The 20,215-nt window shown below is 73.1% G+C and carries 17 protein-coding genes; 7 read left to right on the top strand and 10 right to left on the bottom strand.

Features of this window, described 5'->3' with window-relative positions; translation table 11 throughout:
- Nucleotides 1–34: 34 nt before the first annotated feature.
- The 4 genes from ACGFYY_RS09310 to ACGFYY_RS09295 form a co-directional block, all read right to left on the bottom strand.
- Entirely contained in the window at nt 35–4,288 is a 4,254-nt protein-coding gene (locus ACGFYY_RS09310; RefSeq protein ID WP_393707847.1) for a molybdopterin-dependent oxidoreductase, read from the bottom strand.
- A gap of 173 nt (nt 4,289–4,461) precedes the next feature.
- Nucleotides 4,462–5,409, bottom strand: coding sequence for a GDSL-type esterase/lipase family protein (locus ACGFYY_RS09305; protein WP_393707846.1), 948 nt, complete (start codon nt 5,407–5,409; stop codon nt 4,462–4,464).
- A gap of 570 nt (nt 5,410–5,979) precedes the next feature.
- The gene (locus tag ACGFYY_RS09300) at nt 5,980–6,660 is read right to left on the bottom strand and encodes a hypothetical protein (RefSeq protein WP_393707845.1); all 681 of its coding nucleotides are present in this window, start codon (nt 6,658–6,660) and stop codon (nt 5,980–5,982) included.
- 6 nt (nt 6,661–6,666) lie between these two features.
- Nucleotides 6,667–7,014, bottom strand: coding sequence for a S26 family signal peptidase (locus ACGFYY_RS09295; RefSeq protein WP_393707844.1), 348 nt, complete (start codon nt 7,012–7,014; stop codon nt 6,667–6,669).
- A 145-nt stretch (nt 7,015–7,159) separates the two neighbouring features.
- Between ACGFYY_RS09295 and ACGFYY_RS09290 the strand changes: the two genes are divergently transcribed.
- Nucleotides 7,160–7,666, top strand: a complete 507-nt coding sequence (locus ACGFYY_RS09290) for a hypothetical protein (RefSeq protein WP_393707843.1) — start codon at nt 7,160–7,162, stop codon at nt 7,664–7,666.
- Between the two features lie 28 nt (nt 7,667–7,694).
- On the opposite strand, the gene dacB is transcribed toward ACGFYY_RS09290, so the two are convergent.
- The 4 genes from dacB to ACGFYY_RS09270 form a co-directional block, all read right to left on the bottom strand.
- Entirely contained in the window at nt 7,695–9,344 is a 1,650-nt protein-coding gene (gene dacB, locus ACGFYY_RS09285; protein WP_393707842.1) for a D-alanyl-D-alanine carboxypeptidase/D-alanyl-D-alanine-endopeptidase, read from the bottom strand.
- Between the two features lie 85 nt (nt 9,345–9,429).
- A complete protein-coding gene (locus tag ACGFYY_RS09280) occupies nt 9,430–10,842 on the bottom strand; it encodes a carotenoid oxygenase family protein (RefSeq protein ID WP_393708012.1) in 1,413 nt (470 codons plus the stop codon).
- A 122-nt stretch (nt 10,843–10,964) separates the two neighbouring features.
- The gene (locus ACGFYY_RS09275; protein WP_393707841.1) at nt 10,965–11,342 is read right to left on the bottom strand and encodes a hypothetical protein; all 378 of its coding nucleotides are present in this window, start codon (nt 11,340–11,342) and stop codon (nt 10,965–10,967) included.
- 121 nt (nt 11,343–11,463) lie between these two features.
- Nucleotides 11,464–11,901, bottom strand: a complete 438-nt coding sequence (locus ACGFYY_RS09270) for a hypothetical protein (protein WP_393707840.1) — start codon at nt 11,899–11,901, stop codon at nt 11,464–11,466.
- A gap of 855 nt (nt 11,902–12,756) precedes the next feature.
- Between ACGFYY_RS09270 and ACGFYY_RS09265 the strand changes: the two genes are divergently transcribed.
- Complete coding sequence (locus tag ACGFYY_RS09265; protein ID WP_393707839.1) at nt 12,757–13,215, top strand: Ig domain-containing protein; 459 nt, start codon at nt 12,757–12,759, stop codon at nt 13,213–13,215.
- Nucleotides 13,216–13,323: 108 nt separating this feature from the next.
- Nucleotides 13,324–13,947, top strand: a complete 624-nt coding sequence (locus ACGFYY_RS09260) for a nucleoside/nucleotide kinase family protein (protein WP_393707838.1) — start codon at nt 13,324–13,326, stop codon at nt 13,945–13,947.
- A 7-nt stretch (nt 13,948–13,954) separates the two neighbouring features.
- Here the strand turns inward: ACGFYY_RS09260 and ACGFYY_RS09255 are convergent, their stop codons facing one another.
- Nucleotides 13,955–14,560: a GPP34 family phosphoprotein gene (locus ACGFYY_RS09255; protein ID WP_393707837.1), complete on the bottom strand. Its 606-nt coding sequence runs from the start codon at nt 14,558–14,560 to the stop codon at nt 13,955–13,957.
- 344 nt (nt 14,561–14,904) lie between these two features.
- Between ACGFYY_RS09255 and ACGFYY_RS09250 the strand changes: the two genes are divergently transcribed.
- The 3 genes from ACGFYY_RS09250 (at nt 14,905) to ACGFYY_RS09240 (ending at nt 18,560) form a co-directional block, all read left to right on the top strand.
- Nucleotides 14,905–16,002 (top strand): alpha/beta hydrolase, encoded by a 1,098-nt coding sequence (locus tag ACGFYY_RS09250; protein ID WP_393707836.1) that lies wholly within the window; start codon nt 14,905–14,907, stop codon nt 16,000–16,002.
- A 109-nt stretch (nt 16,003–16,111) separates the two neighbouring features.
- On the top strand, nt 16,112–16,684 hold the full coding sequence (locus ACGFYY_RS09245; RefSeq protein WP_393707835.1) for a PadR family transcriptional regulator: 573 nt from the start codon (nt 16,112–16,114) through the stop codon (nt 16,682–16,684).
- 139 nt (nt 16,685–16,823) lie between these two features.
- Nucleotides 16,824–18,560: an acyl-CoA dehydrogenase family protein gene (locus tag ACGFYY_RS09240; RefSeq protein ID WP_393707834.1), complete on the top strand. Its 1,737-nt coding sequence runs from the start codon at nt 16,824–16,826 to the stop codon at nt 18,558–18,560.
- Nucleotides 18,561–18,633: 73 nt separating this feature from the next.
- Here the strand turns inward: ACGFYY_RS09240 and ACGFYY_RS09235 are convergent, their stop codons facing one another.
- On the bottom strand, nt 18,634–19,365 hold the full coding sequence (locus ACGFYY_RS09235; protein ID WP_365280316.1) for an SDR family oxidoreductase: 732 nt from the start codon (nt 19,363–19,365) through the stop codon (nt 18,634–18,636).
- Between the two features lie 143 nt (nt 19,366–19,508).
- Here ACGFYY_RS09235 and ACGFYY_RS09230 point away from each other — a divergent pair, with 143 nt between their 5' ends.
- Nucleotides 19,509–20,081 (top strand): TetR/AcrR family transcriptional regulator, encoded by a 573-nt coding sequence (locus ACGFYY_RS09230; protein ID WP_393707833.1) that lies wholly within the window; start codon nt 19,509–19,511, stop codon nt 20,079–20,081.
- Nucleotides 20,082–20,215 lie beyond the last annotated feature (134 nt).

The raw sequence follows: 20,215 nt of genomic DNA, 5'->3' as shown, positions 1-20,215 counted from the left end.
GCGCACGTTCGGTACATGGGCTCGGTACCCGCGCTCAGTACACGTCGCGGCCGTACCGCTTGGCGGCGGACAGCTGCTTCAGGTACGCGGCGGCCTCGTCCGCGTCGAGTCCGCCGTGCGCCATGGCGACATCGCGCAGCGCCCGGTCCACATCCTTGGCCATCCGGCTCGCGTCGCCGCACACGTAGAAGTGGGCGCCGTCCTGCAGCCACGACCACAGCTGGGCGCCGTGCTCGCGCATCCGGTCCTGGACGTAGACCTTGGTCCGCTGGTCGCGGGAGAACGCCAGGTCGAGCCGGGTGAGCGTGCCGTGCCGGTGGAGTTCCTCCAGCTCCTCGCGGTGGTAGAAGTCCGTGGCGCGGCGCTGTTCCCCGAAGAACAGCCAGTTCCGGCCCTGATGCCCGAGCGCCCGGCGGTGTTCGAGGAAGGCCAGGAACGGTGCGACCCCCGTCCCGGGACCGACCATGATCGCCGGGGTGTCCGGGCCCGCGGGCGGCCGGAAGTGCGCCGAGCTCTGCACGAACAGTGGTACGGGAGTGCCCGGTTCGGCGTCCGCGAGGAAGGTGGAGGCGACACCCTTGCGGTGGTGGCCGCCCGGGCCCTCGTAGCGCAGGACCGAGACGGTCAGGCTGACCTCGCGCGGGTCGACGAGCGGGCTGGAGGAGATCGAGTAGAGGCGCGGACCGAGTCGCCGCAGACGCTCCGCCCACTCCTGGGCGCCGATCCGGACCGGGAACTCGGCCAGGACGTCGACGGGTTGACGCCCCCAGGTCCACCGGGCGAGGCCGTCCTTGTTGTCGGGGCGGGTCAGCCGCTTGAGCGTACGGTCGCCGGTGTGCTCGGTGATGAAGCGCAGCAGGTCGGGCGTGAGCCGGGTGATGTCCAGGTGTCGGTGGAGCGCCTCGGCGAACGGCATGGGCGCGCGGCCGGGTACCGCCACCTCCGCGTCCGGGGAGAGGCCGGTCACGGCCAGCCACTGCGTGACGAGGTCGGGGCAGTTGACCGGCTGGATCCCGAGCGCGTCGCCGGCCTCGTACGCCGGGCCGTCCTCGCCCAGATCGAAGGTGAACCGGCGGACCTCCTTGGTGGCCCCGGGCAGGCTGAGCAGCCGGTTGCCGGACAGTCGGGCGGTGTAGGGGGAGTTGCGGTCCGCCGCGGGCCGGGGTCGCTCGGCGCGCTCCGGGGCCGAGGCGGCCGCGAGGGCCTCGCGCACCTGCTCCAGCCACCGCCCCGCGGGCTCCTCGTAGTCGGGCTCGCAGTCCACGCGGGGCAGCAGGCGTCGGCCGCCGAGCTCTGCGAGGCGCTGGTCGAGCCGGCGGCCGTGGCCGCAGAAGGCGTCGTAGGTGGAGTCGCCGAGGGCGAGCACCGCGTACCGGACGTCCTGGAGACGCGGCGCGTCGGCGGCGGTGAGGGACTCCCAGAACGCGGCCCCGTTGTCCGGTGCGTCGCCGTCACCGAAGGTGCTGGTGACGACCAGCAGATCGGTGCCGGGTGTCAGGGCGGCGGCGGTGCGGTCCGCCATGCTGTGCACGCTCGCCGGGTACCCGCTGTCGGTCAGCGCGGCTCCGACGGTCGCCGCGAGGCCCTCGGCGTTGCCCGTCTGCGAGGCCCACAGGATCACGGTCTGCCGGGTCGGCCGGTCCGGGGCGGTGGGAGCGACGGCCGGCGCGGCCGGGGGAGCGGCCGCCAGGGCGGCGGCCGTACGCGCGTACGTACCGGCGAGGACACCGTCGACCCAGAGCGCGTGCCCGGCCTCGAAGGGAGCGCCGGCGGGAAGTACGGGGACGCCCGGGCCGGGCGGCGCGGCGCCGAGTCCGCTGAGGAATCCTGCGAGGTACTGGCGCTCCCGGTCGGAGAGGGCCGGCGGCGTGTGGTCGTCCACCCCGAAGAGGGCGGCGAGGGCGGCCGTCACGGGGGCCGCTACGGGACGGGCCGGCGTGGTGGCGGTGGCGGCGCCGCCGGCCCGGGTCAGGCCTGAGGCGAGGTCGCCGGGGCCGCCACCGATGCCCACGGCCCGGGTCGCGGTCGAGGCCGAGGCCGAGGACGAGGTCGAGGTCGAGGTCGCCACGGGAATCGGGGCCCTGGTCTTGGTCAAGGTCACCGCACACATCTTGAATCCGGGTTGGAAGGAGAGCGGGTCGACGGCGTCGTCGGTGACGGCGTTGACGCTGAGGTACTCGCCGAACAGGTCGTTCCAGTGGAAGGGGGCGAAGCAGTTCCCGGGCCGGACCCGGTCGGTGACGACGGCGGGCAGCACGGCCCGACCGCGCCGCGAGGCCACCTCCACCCCGTCGCCCTCCTCGATGCCGAGCGCGGCCGCGTCCTGCGGGTGCATCTCCACGAACGGTCCGGGGTTCAGCTTGTTGAGCTTGGCGACCCTTCCGGTTTTGGTCAGGGTGTGCCACTGGTGCTGCAGACGGCCGGTGTTCAGCACGAACGGGTAGTCGTCGTCCGGGAGTTCACCGTCAGGCAGGTGAGGGCGGGCGAAGAAGACGGCCCGTCCCGTCGCCGTCGGGAAGGCGAGCCGGGGGCGGCTGCCGTCCGGACGCTCGGCCAGGGGCCGGCTGACCCCGTCGTTGAGGTAGCGGACCGGGTTGCGGTCCGGGCCGCCCGGAGCGGCCGGCCACTGCACCGGGCCCGAGCGCAGCCGCTCGTACGTGACCCCGCGCAGGTCCCAGCCCGTCTTCGGGTTCCATGCCTGCCGCAGCTCCTCGAACACCTCCTCGGCACACGTGTACGTGAACGCCTCGGCAAAACCCATCGCGCAGGCGACCCGGGCGATCAGCTGCCAGTCGGGCAGCGCCGCACCGGGCGGGTCGACGGCCCCCCGTACCAGGGTGAGGTTGCGCTCCGAGTTGATCATCACGCCGTCCGCCTCGGCCCAGAGCGTCGCGGGGAGCGCGATGTCCGCGTAGGCGTTGGTCTCGGTCTCCGCGAACACGTCCTGCGTGACGACGAGTTCGGCGGTCTCCAAGGCCTTGATCACGGTGCTGCGGTTGGCGACGGAGGCGACCGGGTTGGTGCAGATGATCCAGCACGCCTTGATCTCGCCGGCGGCCATCTTCTCGAACATCTCGACGGTGCCGCGGCCGACGTCGGTGCGCAGGCTGCCCGCCGGCACGCCCCACAGCTCCTCGACGTAGCGGCGGTCCTCCTCCACCAGGACCGAGCGCTGGCCGGGCAGCCCCGGTCCCATGTACCCCATCTCCCGGCCGCCCATCGCGTTGGGCTGGCCGGTGAGGGAGAAGGGCCCGCTGCCCGGGCGGCAGATGGCCCCGGTGGCGAGGTGCAGGTTGACCAGCGCGTTCGTGTTCCAGGTGCCGTGGGTGGACTGGTTGAGGCCCATGGTCCAACAGCTCGTCCACTCGCCCGACTCGCCGATCCAGCGGGCGGCCAGCCGGATGTCGGCCTCCGGTATGCCGGTGATCCGGGCCACCCGGTCGGGCGGGTAGTCCTCCAGGAAGGCGGGCATGTCCTGCCAGCCCTCGGTATGTTCCTCGATGAAGTCGGGGTCGGTCCAGCCGCCCTCGACCAGGAGGTGCAGCAGGCCGTTGAGGAGGGCCAGGTCGGTGCCCGGCCGGATCTGCAGGAACAGGTCGGCCTTGTCGGCGGTGGCGTTGCGCCGGGGATCGACCACGATGAGTTTGGCACCCGAGGTCTTGATCCGGTCCATCATCCGCAGGAAGAGGATGGGATGGCAGTCGGCCATGTTGGCGCCGATGACGAAGAACGCGTCCGCCCGCTCGAAGTCCTCGTACGAGCCGGGCGGTCCGTCGGCGCCGAGCGAGAGCTTGTAGCCGGTGCCGGCGCTCGCCATGCACAGCCGGGAATTGGATTCGATCTGGTTCGTCCGGAGGAAGCCCTTGGCCAGCTTGTTCGCCAGGTACTGGGCCTCCAGGGACATCTGGCCGGAGACGTAGAGCGCCAGCGCGTCGGGGCCGTGCGCGTCGAGGATCTCCCTCAGGCGCACGGCGGCCTCGGTGACGGCCGCCTCCACCGGGGCGGGTGCGGGCTCGGCGCCCCGCTCCGCGCGGACCAGCGCGGTGGTCAGCCGGCCGGGCGCGGCCAGCAGGTCGGCGTGCGTGGCGCCCTTGGTGCACAGGCGCCCGGCGTTCGCCGGGTGCTGTTTGTCGCCCGCGACCTTGGCCACCGTACGGCGGCCGTCGCCGCGCGTGGCGATGTCCAGGACGATCCCGCACCCGACACCGCAGTACGAGCAGACCGTACGCACCCGCTGCCCGGTCGCGGCCCTCGCCCCCGCCCCTGCCTCCGCCCCCGCCTCCGTCACCGCAGACCTCCTCGCGCCTTCGGCCCACCCGCACCGCCGTGGGCCGCGCGGCCGTGTGCGGGTCGGTCCCGTCGCGGTCCACCGTAGGAAGTCCCTGTTGCGCGCAGGTGACGGGCGGTGCCCCCAGGGCGTTACAAGCCGCTTCGCCAAGATCACCAGGGGAGGTGAGGTGGTCAGCGGCCGAGCGCGTCGAGGTGCTCGTAGAGGGCCCGGTGGCCTTCGGCCGTGGGATGCAGACCGTCGACGAGCAACTCGGTCCGCTCCCGCAGTGGCTCCCACAGGTCGAGGAAGTCGATGTGGTGCGCCTCGCACCAGGCCCGGACGTGGGCGCGTAGGGCCAGTGCGCGGGCCCGGGTGAAGCGCAGGCCCTCGTAGTCGCGGGTGCGGTCCTCGTCGAGCCAGGACGGCCCGGCGACCACGAGCCGGGCGTTGTGGCCGAGAGCGGTGGCGGCCAGCGCGTCGAGGCTGTCGGTGAGCCGCGCGAGATCGGCGGTCCCGTCGGCGTCGGCCTCCGCATCGGCCGCCGGTAGGGCCGAGTCGTTGATGCCGGCGGCGACCAGGAGGGTGTCGGGCCGGCGGGCCGCCAGCAGCGATGGCGTCTGCTCGACGACGTCGGCGAGGGTGCTGCCGGGCACCGCCAGGTTGAAGAACCGGCGTTCGGCCTCGTTCGCGGCGATGTGGGCGGCCGCCAGGTGGCCCGCCCAGCCGCCCCGCGGGTCGCAGCGCCCGTAGGCGATGCTGTCGCCCACGACGACGATGCGCTCGGCCGGGCGCAGCGGCTTGGCGTCCAGGTAGGCCCAGGTGCTCGCTCCGGAGGACAGGACCACCCGCCGGCGGGTGTAGTCGTCGACCTCGTAGGCGTCGGCCGCGGCGAGTTCCTGGTCGGTGAGGTGCAGGACGGCGCCCTCGACCGACGCGCCGAGCCTGCGCTCCAGGATCAGGTGCACGTCGAGCCCGCTCGCGGCGATCACGGCCGGATCGGTGATCTTCAGCGGCCGGGTGGTGTAACCGGCCAGCGACGCCGGGGAGGTGGGGACGGCTCCGCCGAAGAGGGCGGTCTGGACCCGCTCGTCCCTCAGCGTGCCGAAGGAGAACAGGGTGTGCGAACGTGATGCGGTCACAGTGAGCCGTGGGGCCTTTCTTCACGGAGGGTCAGGTTTCACCCTAACGGCCGACAGGGCGCGAGCGGCGACAGGTGGGCCCGCGCCGCCTCCCGCGGCAGGCCGTCCTCCGGGAGGCCGTGCCCCGTGTGGCAGGGGAGGAGTCGGCGGTCGGAGTCCGCCCACGTGCGCAGGTGGGGGTGGATCTCCTCCGGGGTCACACCCCGTTCGGCGAGCGTGGCCGGGGCCGACGGCGGTGGGGCCGCGCAGTGCGCCGCGCCGCCGCCGGGACATGCCGTCGGACGCGTGGCAACGCCACCAGCTCCGGCTGCGGTTCGGGGGTGACGACCGGCGAGAGGGCGGCGAGGGCCCGGTTCGCGCTCCCGAGCTGGTCGGAGCGCCGAACATCCTGAGGAGCAGCCGCGCGCACCGGAGCCTTTCCTCGGCACCGCGCTCCGCGCACTCGGGCCCACGCCCGTCGGCGATGTCCGCGAGCCGGCGGGTCAGCACCCACAGCGGGCTCATCCGCTCGCGCGCCGTCCGCCCGTCGTCCACGTACAGCGCCCGGACGGGTGAACGGGGACGCGGGGATCACCCGTGGGGGCTCCAGCGGTCGCGGTACTCGATGTGGATCTCGCGCGCGTCACCGAGGACTCCGTCGGCGGCATGGAACTGCGTGCAGAAGTGCGGGTTGCGCGGAGGGGCGGCCACGTGTCCGGGACCGTACCGGGCGATGTCGAGGAAGCGGTGGGCGGTGGCCCGGAACACCTTGGCGCTGCCGGTCATGAACAGCGTCTCGGCGTGGAGGTGCTGGTGGAACAGATCCCGGTCCTCCCGGTGGTGCCGTGCCGCCTCGTCGCCCGCCGGTTCGCCGCCGGGAACGGGAGCGGGCACCGGCAGGGTCACCGTTCGCGGGCGCCCCGGGCCGAGCCGGGCACGGAGTTCCTTCCACCGCGCGGGCGCGAACTGGAGCGAGTGGTGCAGCAGCACGAGGTCCAGCTGGCGTGTGCCCGCTTCCGGCTGCACGTGATCGGGAGCATGGTTCCCGCGCATCGGTATGTGGACCAGCGAGCGCGGTGACGAGGCGGCCACCGTCCACAGGCCCCCGATCAGCTTCGCGGCATCCTGGTCGAGGAGGGTGTCGACATAGCGGTCACGGTCGACGAGTACGGCGCGGACCGGCGGCCGGGCCGGTCGGATCACCTTGAACTCCACCGGGCCGAGCCGCGCTCGGTGGATGGTGACCGGAAGCTTCACGCGGTGCGTCGCCATGTTCCCCTACGCCGCACGCGTCTTGTCCGCGGCGCCCGCCCGCGGGACACCTTCGACCGCCGTGCAGATGCCGAAGACCCGATCGTGACCGGTCCAGCCGTTCACCCGGCCCCGGTTGTTGCTGATCTGCACCCGCTGCCGCGCCGGGTCCACGGCCGAGACCAGGTGCAGATACACCGTCCCGGCGACACGGGCCAGGACGATGTCCCCGACCTTCAGTTTCGCCGGATCGACCGGAGCGACGACCACCCGCTGACGACTGCGTATCAACGGGACCATCGAGGAGCCGGTCGGTCGGAACCCCACGGTGGCCCCGCCGGCGACCCTGCCGGCCACTGCGTCCCATGCACCCATTGAAGGATGCTCGCAGACCTGGCCGCGGGACCCTATCGAATTACGCCCGGGCACGGCACGCCGGACGCCCGGTGTGTCTGCCGTCGTCCGTTCCCGGCGGGCGGTATGGATGGGGTGTGTCGGGGCGAGAGCGAGGGAGCGGCGCGTGGCAGCCATGGTCGGACTGTTCTGGGTCACCTCGGACGCGGTGTACGTGGGCTCGCCGCCCAACGCCCTCGGGATCGGCGTCCGGCTGACCGCCGAGGGCGTGGAGGCCATGGACCCCGACAGCCCCCGGACGTGGACCTGGGTGGAGCTGCGCTCAGCGGCGGTCGAGGACGCGCCCAAGCACAACCCGGTGGGGCGTGCGGCGAAGATCCTCGGGTCGATGGTCTCGGCCGCGATCGGAGCGGAGAACCTCGGCGAGGGGCCGCCCGAGATGAGGCTGCGGCTGGAGACGGAAGAGGGCGCGCAGGAGGTGACCGTCCACGCCGCCGCGGCCGGCGGCTACACCGCGGAGGAGACACGCCTCTCCCGGGACCTGCTCGACCAGTTCGTGGGAGGGAGCGGGAACCCGCTGACCCTCGAGGAGTGGGGCCGGGAGCATGCCGCGGAGGGCACCCCCGAGCCACGTGCGCGCGAAGCCCTGCTGCACACCTGGGCGCAGCCGTAGCCGCTCCCCTCGGGCGGGAGGTGAACGCTCAGGGCGCGGTCGACTCCTGGAGGTAGGCGGCGATCATCGCGAGGTCGTTGGCGATGGTCAGTACCTCGGTGGGGTCGGCGCTCGGGGTGGAGGCGCCGTTGACGCCCGCGTAGAAGGTGTCGAAGCGTCCGCCGCCCTTGTCCAGGTAGCCCGCGATGGTGATCGCGCCGACGGCCAGCCGGTCGTTGAGGGCGTCACCGCCGACGGCCGCGCCGGTCTTCGCGAACACCTTTCCCCGGGCCGGACAGTCGCGGCAGTTCTCGGCCAGCAGGCCGTCGACCCCGAGGATCGGCAGGGCCTCCCGGAACAGCCGTGCGTCCGGGGTCCGCTGCCAGTACGCCAGCATCTGCACCAGCACCTGCGGAGTGGCCCGGTCGGCGGGGTTGCCGCCCCGGCCGTCCATGAGCTGCGCCTGCTCACGGTCCACACCGGCCTGGTCGAGGAAGTCGGCGAGCACCGGGAAGCCGGCCGGACACTGGTTGCTCTTCACCGTGACGGCGAGGAGACAGATGCCGAGGTTCGCGCCGAGATTGTGGCTGACCTTGAGGATCAGCTTGGCGTACTGGGCATAGGGCGGGGAGGTGTACGCCGCCACCCGCGGCCGCCCGTCGTAGTCGCTCGGCAGCCGCCCCACCGGGTTCGCGCCCGACGGGTCGGCGGTGACGTGCACCCCGGCGCGTGCGAGGGCCTCGATCAGCGCGACGCGTCCGAAGCCGGCCGGGTCGCCGATCGGCGAGGTGCGCAGCAGCGGTTCGGAGTCCGCCGCGATCGTTCCCGTCAGCCGGATCCGGGTGCCGCCGTCGGTGGCCGTCACCGTGACCGCGGTCGGTTTCCCGGCCGCCACGGTCTTCACCGCCGAGGTGACCTCGTAGGGGGCGACCTTGGGGCGCCAGTCCAGCCGGGCGTCCGCGCCGGGCCGGTCCCCGGGGGTGGTCATGAGGTCGATCAGGTTGTCGTTGATGATCAGCGGCGTCGGGGTGGGGACGAGCTCCGGGTCGGGGAGGAACAGCCGACTGTCGACGATCACGTCGCCTTCGACACGGGTGATGCCGGATTTCCGCACCTGCCGGGCGAGCTGGTCGATGCCGGCGAGCGGGTTCTCCGGGGTGAGGGTCGCGCCCGGGAAGTCGTTGGCGTAGGTGTGGTCGAGGTCGGTGTACGCGACCGTACCGTCGGGGCGCGTCCGACCGCCCATGGTCAGGTCGCCCTGGGCGACGAGGTCGAGGTCGCCGGTCAGCGTCGCGCCGTCGCGCTCCCCGACCGCGTACAGCGGGGTCACGAAGCGGTGGTCGGCGCCGAGGGTGTGCCACGGACCCGAGACGCTCAGCAGTTTGGCGGTGGAGCCGGGGATGAAGAACTCCTCGGGGAAGAGGCTGTGCACCACGCGGCCGTCCGGATCGGTCTGCAGCAGGCCCCACCGGGCGTTGCGGTAGTCCGGCTTGCGCATGATCGCCGTGATCCGTGGGTCGAGGCCCGCGAGACCTGTGTCGCCGGTCGCCGACGGCGTGGAGGTCGACGGGGCCGAGGACGGCGTAGGGGTCGGGTCCGCGCCGGTCGCGGTCCCCGGGACGAGGGCCACGAACAGCAGGGCGGCGCAGGCGGCGGCCATGCTGCGCCGTATCGGTGCGGGGTGCAACGGTCTGCTCACAGCGCGCTCCGTTCGTCGCGGCTGTCTCCTCCCGAGGCCAAGCAACAGGGTGGCACGGCCGCGCCGCGCCGGCGCGCCGGACGGTTCACTCCTCGGTCGGCAGCCAGCAGCCGTGCAGGCCGAGCGGGACGCGTACGGGGATACGGGCGCGGGCCACCGGGCCGGCGGTGGGGTCCTCGGCGGGGATGACCAGGAACCAGCTCGATCCGTCGGTACGGTCCGTGGCGAAGGTCAGCCAGTGGCCGCCCTCCTCGGAGCCGGGCTCGGGGGCGAAGACCGGCTCGCCCACGGAGAGGTCCCCGGCCGCCCAGACACGGGAGGTCCCGGTCTCGACGTCGTACCAGCGCACGGCGTCGTACTCGCCGGGGAGCAGGTCCGTCCGCCCGGTTTCGGTGGCCAGCGCGGTGTACCGGTGGCGCCTGCCGATGCGGCGGTCGTCGACCCGCGGGAACTCCACCCGGGAGTCGTCCAGCGGGGTACGGGCCATGCTGCCGGCGGCCGGGTCGAGGCGCGCCCGCACCAGGCCACCGCTGATCGGGGCGCCGTCCTGCTCGGGGCCGCCGACGGTCAACCTGCTCCACTCCACGTAGTCGAGCACCACCGTGGCGTCCGCGCCGGGGCCGTCGTCGTACGCGTTCACCGTGTGCCACGCCCAGAAGGCCTCGTCGGACGCCCAGCGCACCGGCCCGCCGTCGCGCGGGATCAGCGCCACCCGGGTGCCGCGTTCGGGGCGCCAGGCCAGGAAGGAGCCGCCGGCCATGGCCGCGCCGAGGTCGAAGAAGGCCGGGGCGAGGACGAGGACGGCGTAGCGGCCGGTCAGAGCCATGTCGTGGATCATCATGGGCTCGTCCACCCCGTCGACGGGGGTGGGCCCGCGGCCGACCGTGCCGTCGCGGTCGATGACGGACCAGGTCAGGTAGGGCGGCTCCAGCCCGTAGCAGAAGACGACCATCTCGCCCGTGACCGGATCGATCTTCGGGTGGGCGGTGATGCCGGCGGGCAGGGCCCCGCCGAAGTCCTCACGGCCCAGGGTCGCCAGTTCGGTGTCGATCCGGAACGGGCAGGCCGATTCGGCGAGGGCCAGCAGGCGGCCGGCGTGCCGGACGACGTTGATGTCGGGCAGGTCCTTGAAGGTGCCGGCCAGCTCCGGTCCCACCTGGTCGGCGTCCGGCACGACCATCGATTCGAGGCCGCCCCACAGGGCCCGACCGGCTCGTTCCTCGGCCAGCAGCGCCGGGGTACGGACGAAGCGGTTGCGGTACCGGGCCCGGCCACCGGAGACCCGTACGCCGTGCAGCATCCCGTCGCCGTCGATGGGGTACAGGTACGAGCCGATCGGCGTGAACCGCGGATTGGGGCCGTTGCGCAGGTACAGGCCGTCCAGGGAGTCGGGCAGTTCGCCCGTCACCTCCAGGTCCGCGACGTCGACCTCCTCGGACACCGGCGCGAAGGCCCCCAGCAGATGCGGGACGCGGGTGGGGTCGAAGCGCGGTGACACGTACGTGTTCACGGGACCTCCCGGGTGCGCGGTCCTCCGTGGGCGGGCAGGTACGGCACCTTCCAGTGAAACGCGCGTCGGGTACGGGTGCCAGACGGACCCGCCGGCCCCGCTCACCGGCCTCAGGCGGAGGTGAAGAGTTCCTCGTGTGCCCCGTCGAGGACGAACCCGTTGTCGAAGCGGACGCGGACCGTCACGCGGACCTTCTGCTCCTGGAAGGCGATCCACGCGGATTCCAGGGACGTGACCTTCTCCTCGAGCTGCTTCCTGCTCCCCTCGGGCATCTGATGGCCGAAGGAGTCGAGGAGCGACTTCAGGCGCTCGTACTCGCGCACGTCCTCGCCGCTGCGCGGTCGGTACTCGTCCACCCGCTCGATCGTGCCCTCCGTGCCCGAGGCCAGGGCCAGGTACCCGGCGACGACTTCCCCCGCCGCCGTGACCGGACCGGCCAGCGTGAGGTCCTCGGCCAACTTCACCCGCAGGCCTTCGTCCAACGTCATCGTTCCTTCGTCTCGCCGCACGGTGCCCGAGCCTATCGGTGGCTCCCGCGCCGGCCGCGACCGGCACCGCTCGGTACGAGGCCGCGGTCGGCCGACCCGGAGCGGGCCGCCCGCACGGCCGTCAGGGGCGGGTCGACCGGGTCGCCTGGTGGTCGGCCACGGCCTCGTGGGTCAGGTGCAGGCCCGCCCGTAGGACGGCGTCGTGTCGGGTGGGATGGGCCGCACGGTGGGCGAGGTCCAGGCCGCGGGCCCGGTCGAGGTCCGCGGCGCAGTCCTCGCCGCGCAGGGCGGCGTCCAGCGCGCGGGCGGTGGCCCGCACCAGCGGGGCCAGATCGCGCAGGGCGGGATCGGACGGCCCGCCGGCGTCGGGAGGCCCGCCCGGGACGGTGGTCCTGGCGCGCTCCCGGAGCTCGTGGCCGAAGTACTGGAGGGTCAGGGCGCTCCGAGCGGCGAGCCGCAGCCGCTCCCCGAGCCCGTCGGGCGGGCGCCTCGGAGTACGCGGGTGGAGCCGCCGGAGCCGCGGGGGTCGGGCGCGCCGGACGGCGCGGTCGTAGGACACGAGGGCGCCGCGCGGGCGCAGCCACAGCTCCGCCGTCTCCGGCGAGCCGGGAGGCGACCGCGTCGAGGAGACCGCCGAGTTCGCCCCGGTACGCGTCGAGGCCGGCGGCGGCCTGCCGGTAGGGGTCCGGCGGCCACAGCAGGGGTCCCAGCAGTACGACGGTGGCGATGCCGACCGCGCTCTCCACCAGGCGGGCCACGGCGTACCCGGGAAGGGCGGTCGCGTAGATCACCAGCGCGGTGATCAGGACCTGCTGGTTGGGGGCACCACCCCGGTACATCAGGTACATGCCCGCACAGCCGCAGGTCAGTACGGCGAGGAAGGACACCGAGGCGGCCACCGATGTCGAGGTCACCGCGGAGGCCGAGGGCGGCGGCAGCCAGTGCAGTACGAGGGTGGTCAGCGCGACGCCCACGACGACGCCGACGAGCCGGTCCCACGCCAGGCGCGGGGCGGCGTACACGTCCTCGCGGAGGATCAGCACCGCCGGCAGGGCGGCCGGCACCGGGACCGTGCTCGTGCCCCACCAGAGGCAGAGGAACCAGGGCACGGCGGCGCACACGGCCAGGCGGGTGGCGGACCGCAGTCGGGCGCGGGGCGGGGGGTTGTGCGGAACGGCGACCGAACCGGGCATGTCGGACATCGTAGGCCTGAGCGGCCGGTCCGCGTGGCTTCCGACGGGCACGGCCCGCCCGGCCCGCGTCCGGCGGTGGCGGCGCCATCGACGCGACGGCCGCGCCCACCTATGATGCCGACGCGCCACGCACCTCGAACACTCATACCCACACCGGGTGATGGCGGCTGCCGGGACCCTACCGGAACCGCCGCTCTCTCCCGACGAGTTCGGAGGTCCAGTTGAGCAGATCCACGCGCACCTCACGCATCGCAGGCACCTCACGCACCGCGCGTCCCGCACGCGTCCCGCGCACCCTGGCCACGTTGGCCGTCGGCCTGACGGCCGTCCTGGCCGTGTCGGCGGCCCCGTCCGTCGCGGCACCGCACGCCCCGACCGCCCCGGTGACGCGCGCGGCGACGGCCGCCCCGTCCGTGGTCAATCCCGGCAACCAGGTCGACTACCAGTACGACCACGCCTACTTACCGATGACCGCCACCGGCGGCACCGCTCCCTACACCTGGTCGGCGACCAACCTGCCCACCGGTGCCGTGATCAACACCTCGACCGGCCTGATCACCGGCCTCCTGCGCGGCGCCGGCACGCGTACCGTCACGGTCACCGCGAGGGACGCCGCCGGTGCCACGGCCTCCGCCACCTTCACCTGGCGCGTGATCCGCGACGCCTGCCCGCGCTGCTGACCCATCGCCAGGCACCCATCGCCAGGCACCCATCGCCCGGCGCCCGGCGCCCCGGCCGTGACCACGGCCGGGGCACCCGGTGTCGAACCCCTGGGGCAGGATGTGCGGATGAGGACGAGTGCGACGGAACCGGTGGTGAGGGCGGGCGCGCTGGCCGTCCCGGGCGAGCGGCGCGTCCTGGGCATCGCCGGACCCCCGGGCGCCGGGAAGTCGACACTGGCCGCCCGGCTCGCGGACGCGCTCGGGCCCCAGCGGGCCGTCGTGGTCCCGATGGACGGGTTCCACCTCGCCCAGGCCGAACTGGACCGGCTGGGCCGCGCCGACCGCAAGGGCGCCCCGGACACCTTCGACGCCGCCGGCTACGTCGCCCTGCTGCGACGGCTGCGCGCGCCCCACGGACCCACGGTGTACGCGCCCGCCTTCGACCGCTCGCTGGAGGAGCCGATCGCGGGCAGCATCCCCGTACCCCCGGACGTACCGCTGGTGATCACCGAGGGGAACTACCTGCTGCACGACGCGGGGGAGTGGGCCGCGGTACGCCCGTTGCTGGACGAGGCCTGGTACCTCGCCCCCGCCGAGGAGCTGCGCCTGGAGCGACTGATCGAGCGTCACGTACGGCACGGCAAGGACCCCGCCCACGCGCGCGCGTGGGTGGCCCGCTCCGACGAGGCCAACGCCCGCCTCGTCGCCCTCGGCCGCCACCGCGCCGACGTCGTCCTCGACGCCGGCTGACCGCGGCTCACGGGACGCGCCAGACGTTGGCGAACGCCGCGTTCTCGATGGACCGCCGCTGGCGTACCGCCTCCAGTTCCATGACGGCGTCGCCGACGACGGCCAGCACGGTCGTCACCGCTTCGTCGTCCGGGCCCGGCTCGTCGTCGGAGCGCGGTTCGCGGACGCCGACGGCCGCGGCGAGCGAGGCGAGGACGGGCTCGTCCGCCTCCCAGCGGCTCAGCGCCCGGCGGTGCGCGGGCGTGTCGGCCACTTCCAGGCGATCCGTGCCGAAGGGCAGCAGGCCGCGCCGCCCCCGGGTCAGCTGACCGGCTTCCTCCAGGGCGGCCTGGTACGAGGCGGAGAGGTCACGGCCGCGGCGCCACAGCCAGTCCTCGACCCGTTCGTACGGCGTCTGCCGGGTGAGCACCGACGAGGCCTCGGTCAGGAGCTCGTCGTTCAGCTCGGACACACCGGCCGGCACGATGCGGTCACCCTCCAGAACGGCGGCCTGCGCGGCGAGCAGATCGATCAACTCGGCACCGGCGAGGGCGAGCGACAGGTCCCCCTGGCCGACCGCACGCTCCGGCTGCGGATCCATGGCGATGATGAACAGGTCTTTCGCCGTGCTCATGAACGGCTCCCCTCGAAGTCATCGGAAGTCGGATCCCGCTGATCACCTTCCTATGGTCGCACCAACGCCCACCACGACCCCCGGGTTCCCGAACGTCGCCCGGACGGACGCCCCCGGGGACCACGAAGAGGGACGAGGCCTCGCGGATCAGGTGGCGGCCGAGGGCGTCGCCACCGGCCGCGGCGCCGAGCCCGGCGACCCCGAGCAACGCATGCGCAAAGGGGCCCTCTCGCTCCGCGAGGGAACGTGGGGCCCGATCCGTCCCTCTTGCCTGGCGCGCTACCCACCGGTAGCGCACCGGACCGAGCGTCCGGACCGGTGCGACGGAGAAGGTTCACTGATTCATGGGTCTGACGAGTGGCACGCTCATGGCGGGCGTCGTGGTGTGCACGGCGCTGCTGTTCGCCCTCACGGTAGGGCTGTGGCCCCGGCTGGGGCGGCCCGGCGTCCGGTGGGTGCTGGGGCGGGTCGGGCTGCTCGCACTCGTGCAGTTGCTGGTCCTCGCCTCGGTAGGTGCGGCGGCCAACCGCACCTTCCTCCTCTACGACTCCTGGGCCGATCTCGCCGGGACGAAGCGCCAGGCCCCGGCCGCCCCGGGCGGGGCCGCCCTGGAAGTGCTGGGCCGGCAGGCCCCCGAGGTGCTCGGCGGTCGCAACCCGCAGGTGGGCGGGGTGATAGAGAAGGTGACGATCCACGGCGAGCGGTCCCGGGCCGCCGTCGAGGCGTACGTGTACCTGCCGCCGGAGTACTTCGACAAGCGCGACGAACAGCGCACCTTCCCGGCGGCCGTCGTCCTCACCGGCTACCCGGGCATGGCCGAGAACCTCATCAAGAAACTGCACTACCCGCGACTGGCGTGGAGCCTGGCGAAGCAGAAGCGCATGCAACCGATGATCCTGGTGATGATGCGGCCCACGATCGCCGCGCCCAACACCCAGTGCGTGGACGTCCCCGGGGGCCCGCAGAGCGAGGCCTTCTTCGGCGCGGACGTGGTCAAGGCGGTCTCCGGTGCGTACCGCGTGGGCACCACGCCGCGGAGCTGGGGCATCATCGGCGACTCCACCGGGGGTTACTGCGCGCTGAAGATGGCGGTGCAGCACCCGGAGGCGTACGCGGTCGGCGTGGGCCTCTCGGCGGAGTACCGGCCCGAGATCGACAAGGACTCGGGCGATCTGTTCAAGGGGAACAAGGGCGAGGAGCAACGGTCCGACCTGCTGTGGCACCTGGACCACCTGCCGCAGGGGAACTCCTCGTTCCTGGTGACCTCCTCCCTGCGGGGGGAGCCGAACTACCCGCAGACGCTGGAGTTCGTCCGCAAGGTGAAGGCGCCCGCGCACGTGTCGTCGATCATCCTCGACAGCGGCGGCCACAGCTTCAACACCTGGCTCCGGGAGATCCCGCCGGCGCTCGTCTGGACGGGTGCGCGGCTCGGCGTCGAGTGAAGGGCCGGGCGAGCGGGTAGGTGGGCGGCGGGCCGGGAGGCGGGTGAGCCGCGTCTCACCTGACCCCTGCCGCTTGTCTATGCAACGAGTTGCATAGAAAGATCGGGGCATGGCGCTCGACCACGCGATCCTCGTCTCCCTGCTGGAGAAGCCGGGCTCCGGCTATGAGCTGGCCCGCCGGTTCGACCGGTCCATCGGCTACTTCTGGACCGCCACCCACCAGCAGATCTACCGCGTCCTGGGACGCATGGAGGGCAACGGGCTGCTCGCCGCCCGGGAGGTCCCGCAGCAGGGCCGACCGGACAAGAAGGAGTACTCCGTCGCCGGCCCCGGCCGCACCGCACTCGCCGAGTGGCTGCACGAGCCGATCGAACCCGAGAGCCTCCGCCACGACCTCGCCGTCAAGATCCGTGGCGCGGCCTTCGACGACCCGGCCGCACTGATCCACGAGGTCGAGCGACATCACCGGGCGCACAGCGACCGACTGGCCCGCTATCTCGCCGGTGAACGGCGCGACTTCACCGGGCCGGACGCCCACGCACCGCTCGACGCCGGACAGGAGCTCCAGCACGTCGTGCTGCGCGGCGGCATCGCGTTCGAGCGGATGACGATCGCCTGGCTCGACGACGTCCTCGCCACCCTCCACCGGCTCGGCGGGCCCCCGTCGGCCGCCACCGTCTGAACGTCGCCCGGAGCCTGCGGCGTGGCCGGCCGCGCCGCCCCGCGCCGGACCGCACCCCGACGCATCGCCCCCGCCGCACCCCCACGCATGTGCCCGTCCCTCCCCACCCCTCCTCGAACCCCTCGGAAGGTGAACCTCCATGGCTGACGCCCTGCTCTTCAACCCGAACACCTACGACCCGGCGCACTTCGACCCCGAGACCCGCAGGCTCCTGCGCGCCACCGTCGACTGGTTCGAGAGCCGCGGCAAGCGCCGGCTGATCGAGGACTACCGCTCGCGCGCCTGGCTCGCCGACTTCCTCGCCTTCTCCGCGAAGGAGGGCCTCTTCGCGACCTTCCTGACCCCGGCCACGGCCGCCGGTGCGGGGGAGTCGGACAAGCGCTGGGACACCGCACGGATCGCCGCCCTGAACGAGATCTTCGGTTTCTACGGCCTCGACTACTGGTACGCCTGGCAGGTCACCATCCTCGGCCTCGGCCCGGTCTGGCAGAGCGACAACGCCGACGCCCGCGCCCGCGCCGCGCAGTTGCTCGCCGAGGGCGAGGTGTTCGCCTTCGGCCTGTCGGAGAAGACCCACGGCGCCGACATCTACTCCACCGACATGCTGCTGTCGCCGGACGACGAGGGTGTCGGCGCCGGTGGATTCCGCGCCAGCGGCTCCAAGTACTACATCGGCAACGGCAACGCCGCGGGCCTCGTCTCGGTCTTCGGCCGCCGCACCGACATCGAGGGCCCCGACGGGTACGTCTTCTTCGCCGCCGACAGCCGCCACCCGGCGTACCACCTGGTGAAGAACGTCGTCGACTCCTCCAAGTACGTCAGCGAGTTCCGTCTCGACGAGTACCCGGTCCGCGCCGAGGACGTCCTGCACACCGGAAAGGCCGCCTTCGACGCCGCGCTGAACACCGTCAACGTCGGCAAGTTCAACCTGTGCACCGCCTCCATCGGCATCTGCGAGCACGCGATGTACGAGGCCGTCACCCACGCGCACAACCGGGTCCTCTACGGTCGCCCCGTCACCGCCTTCCCGCACGTGCGCCGGGAGCTGGCCGACGCCTACGTCCGCCTGGTCGGGATGAAGCTCTTCAGTGATCGCGCCGTCGACTACTTCCGCTCCGCCGGACCGGACGACCGCCGCTACCTGCTGTTCAACCCGATGACGAAGATGAAGGTGACCACGGAGGGCGAGAAGGTCATCGACCTGATGTGGGACGTCATCGCCGCCAAGGGCTTCGAGAAGGACAACTACTTCGCGCAGGCGGCGATCGAGATCCGTGGACTGCCCAAGCTGGAGGGCACGGTCCACGTCAACCTCGCGCTGATCCTCAAGTTCATGCGCAACCACCTGCTCAACACGGCCGAGTACCCGGCCGTACCGACCCGGCTCGACGCGGCCGACGACGCCTTCCTGTTCCAGCAGGGCCCGGCCCGGGGTCTGGGCTCCGTGCAGTTCCACGACTGGCGGACCGCCTTCGACGCCTACGCCGAGGTGGCGAACGTGGCCCGGTTCCGCGAGCAGGCCGACGCGCTCTGCACCTTCGTGGCCACCGTCGCCCCGGACGAGGCGCAGAGCCGCGACCTCGACTTCCTCCTCTCCGTGGGCCAGCTGTTCGCGCTCGTCGTGTACGGACAGCTGATCCTGGAGCAGGCCCGGTCGACGGACCTGGACGCCTCGGTGCTCGACGAGCTGTTCTCCGTCCTGGTGCGCGACTTCTCCGGCCACGCGGTCGAGCTGTACGGCAAGGACTCCGCGACGGCGGCCCAGCAGGACTGGGCGCTGGGCGCGGTCCGGCGTCCGGTCGTCGACGAGGAGCGGGCGGCGCGCGTCTGGGCGCGGGTCGAGGCCCTGTCCGGCACGTACGAGATGGCCCCGTAAGCACCCCGGCCGCCCACGGGGACCGGCACGGCGCGGCATCGCCGCGGCCGGAGCCGGTCCCCTTCCCGGGTTCTCAGGCCTGCGCGGTGGGGCGTACGACGATGTCGCCCACATCGACACCGTCCGGCTGCTCGACGGCGAAGGCGATGGCGCGGGCCACCGCGTCCGGGGACAGCGCGGTCTCCATCATCCGGTCGATCCGGGCCCGCGCCTGCGGGTCCATGCGCTCCGTGAAGTCCGTGCGGACGGCCCCCGGCGACACCACGGTCACGCGCACGCTGTCCCCGGCCTCCTGGCGCAGGCCCTCGGAGATCGTGCGCACGGCGTTCTTGGTGCCCGCGTACACCGACTGGAGCGGCACGACGCGCAGTCCGGCGGTGGACACGGTGTTGACGAAGTGTCCGGAGCCCTGCTCCCGGAAGACGGGCAGCGCCGCGGCGATCCCGTAGAGGACGCCCTTGAGGTTGACGTCGATCATCTCCTCCCAGTCCTCGACCCGCAGTTCGTCGAGCGGGGAGATGAGTCCGACCCCGGCGTTGCTGACGAGGACGTCGAGCCTGCCGTACCGCTCCCGCGCCAGGCCGACGAGGCCGGACAGGTCGGCGCGCCGCGTCACGTCCGTACGGATCCACGCGGCCTGACCGCCGGCCCGCTCGATCCGGGCGGCCAGCGCCTCCAGCCGTTCGGTGCGGCGTGCGCCGAGGACCACCTTCGCGCCCCGCTCGGCGAGCAGGAGGGCGGTCGCCTCGCCGATACCGCTGCCGGCGCCGGTGACGGCGACGACCTTGCCTTCGATTCCCGACATACCGGGAGTCCCTTCGGGAGAGGAATGGGCAGGTCGGTGCCATGCCCTAGAGTGAAAGTGGAGGCGCCGCCACTTCAGCTCACACTAAGTGGAGGCCCCTCCACTTAGCAAGTGGGGAGCGACTGAGGAGCGAGGGACCGCTGATGGCCGCAGACGCAGGACGCCCTTTGAGGGCCGACGCGCAGCGCAACCGGGACAAGATCCTGGCCGCCGCGGTGCGCGTGTTCACCGAGCAGGGGCTGGAGGCGCACTTCGAGCGCATCGCCAAGGAGGCCGGTGTGGGCACCGGTACCCTCTACCGCAACTTCCCCACCAAGGAAGCACTCATCGAGGCGGCCTACCGGAACGAGGTCGCCCGACTGTGCGACGCCGTTCCCGCCCTGCTGGAGACGCTGCCGCCGTTCGAGGCGCTGCGGGCCTGGACGCGCCGCTTCATCGACTACGCCACCGCCAAGATGGGCATGGCCGACGCGATGCGAGCCGTCGTCGCCGCGGGGACCGACCCCTACGCCGACAGCCGCCGGATGATCCAGGAGGCCCTCACCTCCCTCATGGAACCTTGTGCCGCCACGGGTGCCATCAGGACCGACATCGGCTCGGCCGACATGTTCGCCGCTCTCGCCGGCATCGCCCTCACCTCGGCGGGCCCGGATCGACGGGACCAGGCCGAACGCCTTCTCGACCTCACCCTGGACGGACTGCGACGCGCGGGGTGACGCCGAGGGGTGGGGGGGGGGGGGCCCGGGGGCCCCCCCCCGGGGGGGGCGGGGGGGGGGGGGGGGGGGGCGGGCGGGGGCCGCCCCCCCCCCGGGGGGGGGGCGGCGACGGGGATGTGACCCGCGCCCGCCGG

This window comes from Streptomyces sp. NPDC048331 (genome assembly GCF_043201215.1).
In the GTDB taxonomy this organism is placed as follows: Bacteria; Actinomycetota; Actinomycetes; order Streptomycetales; family Streptomycetaceae; genus Streptomyces.
This window is presented reverse-complemented; position numbering and strand designations above follow the sequence as displayed.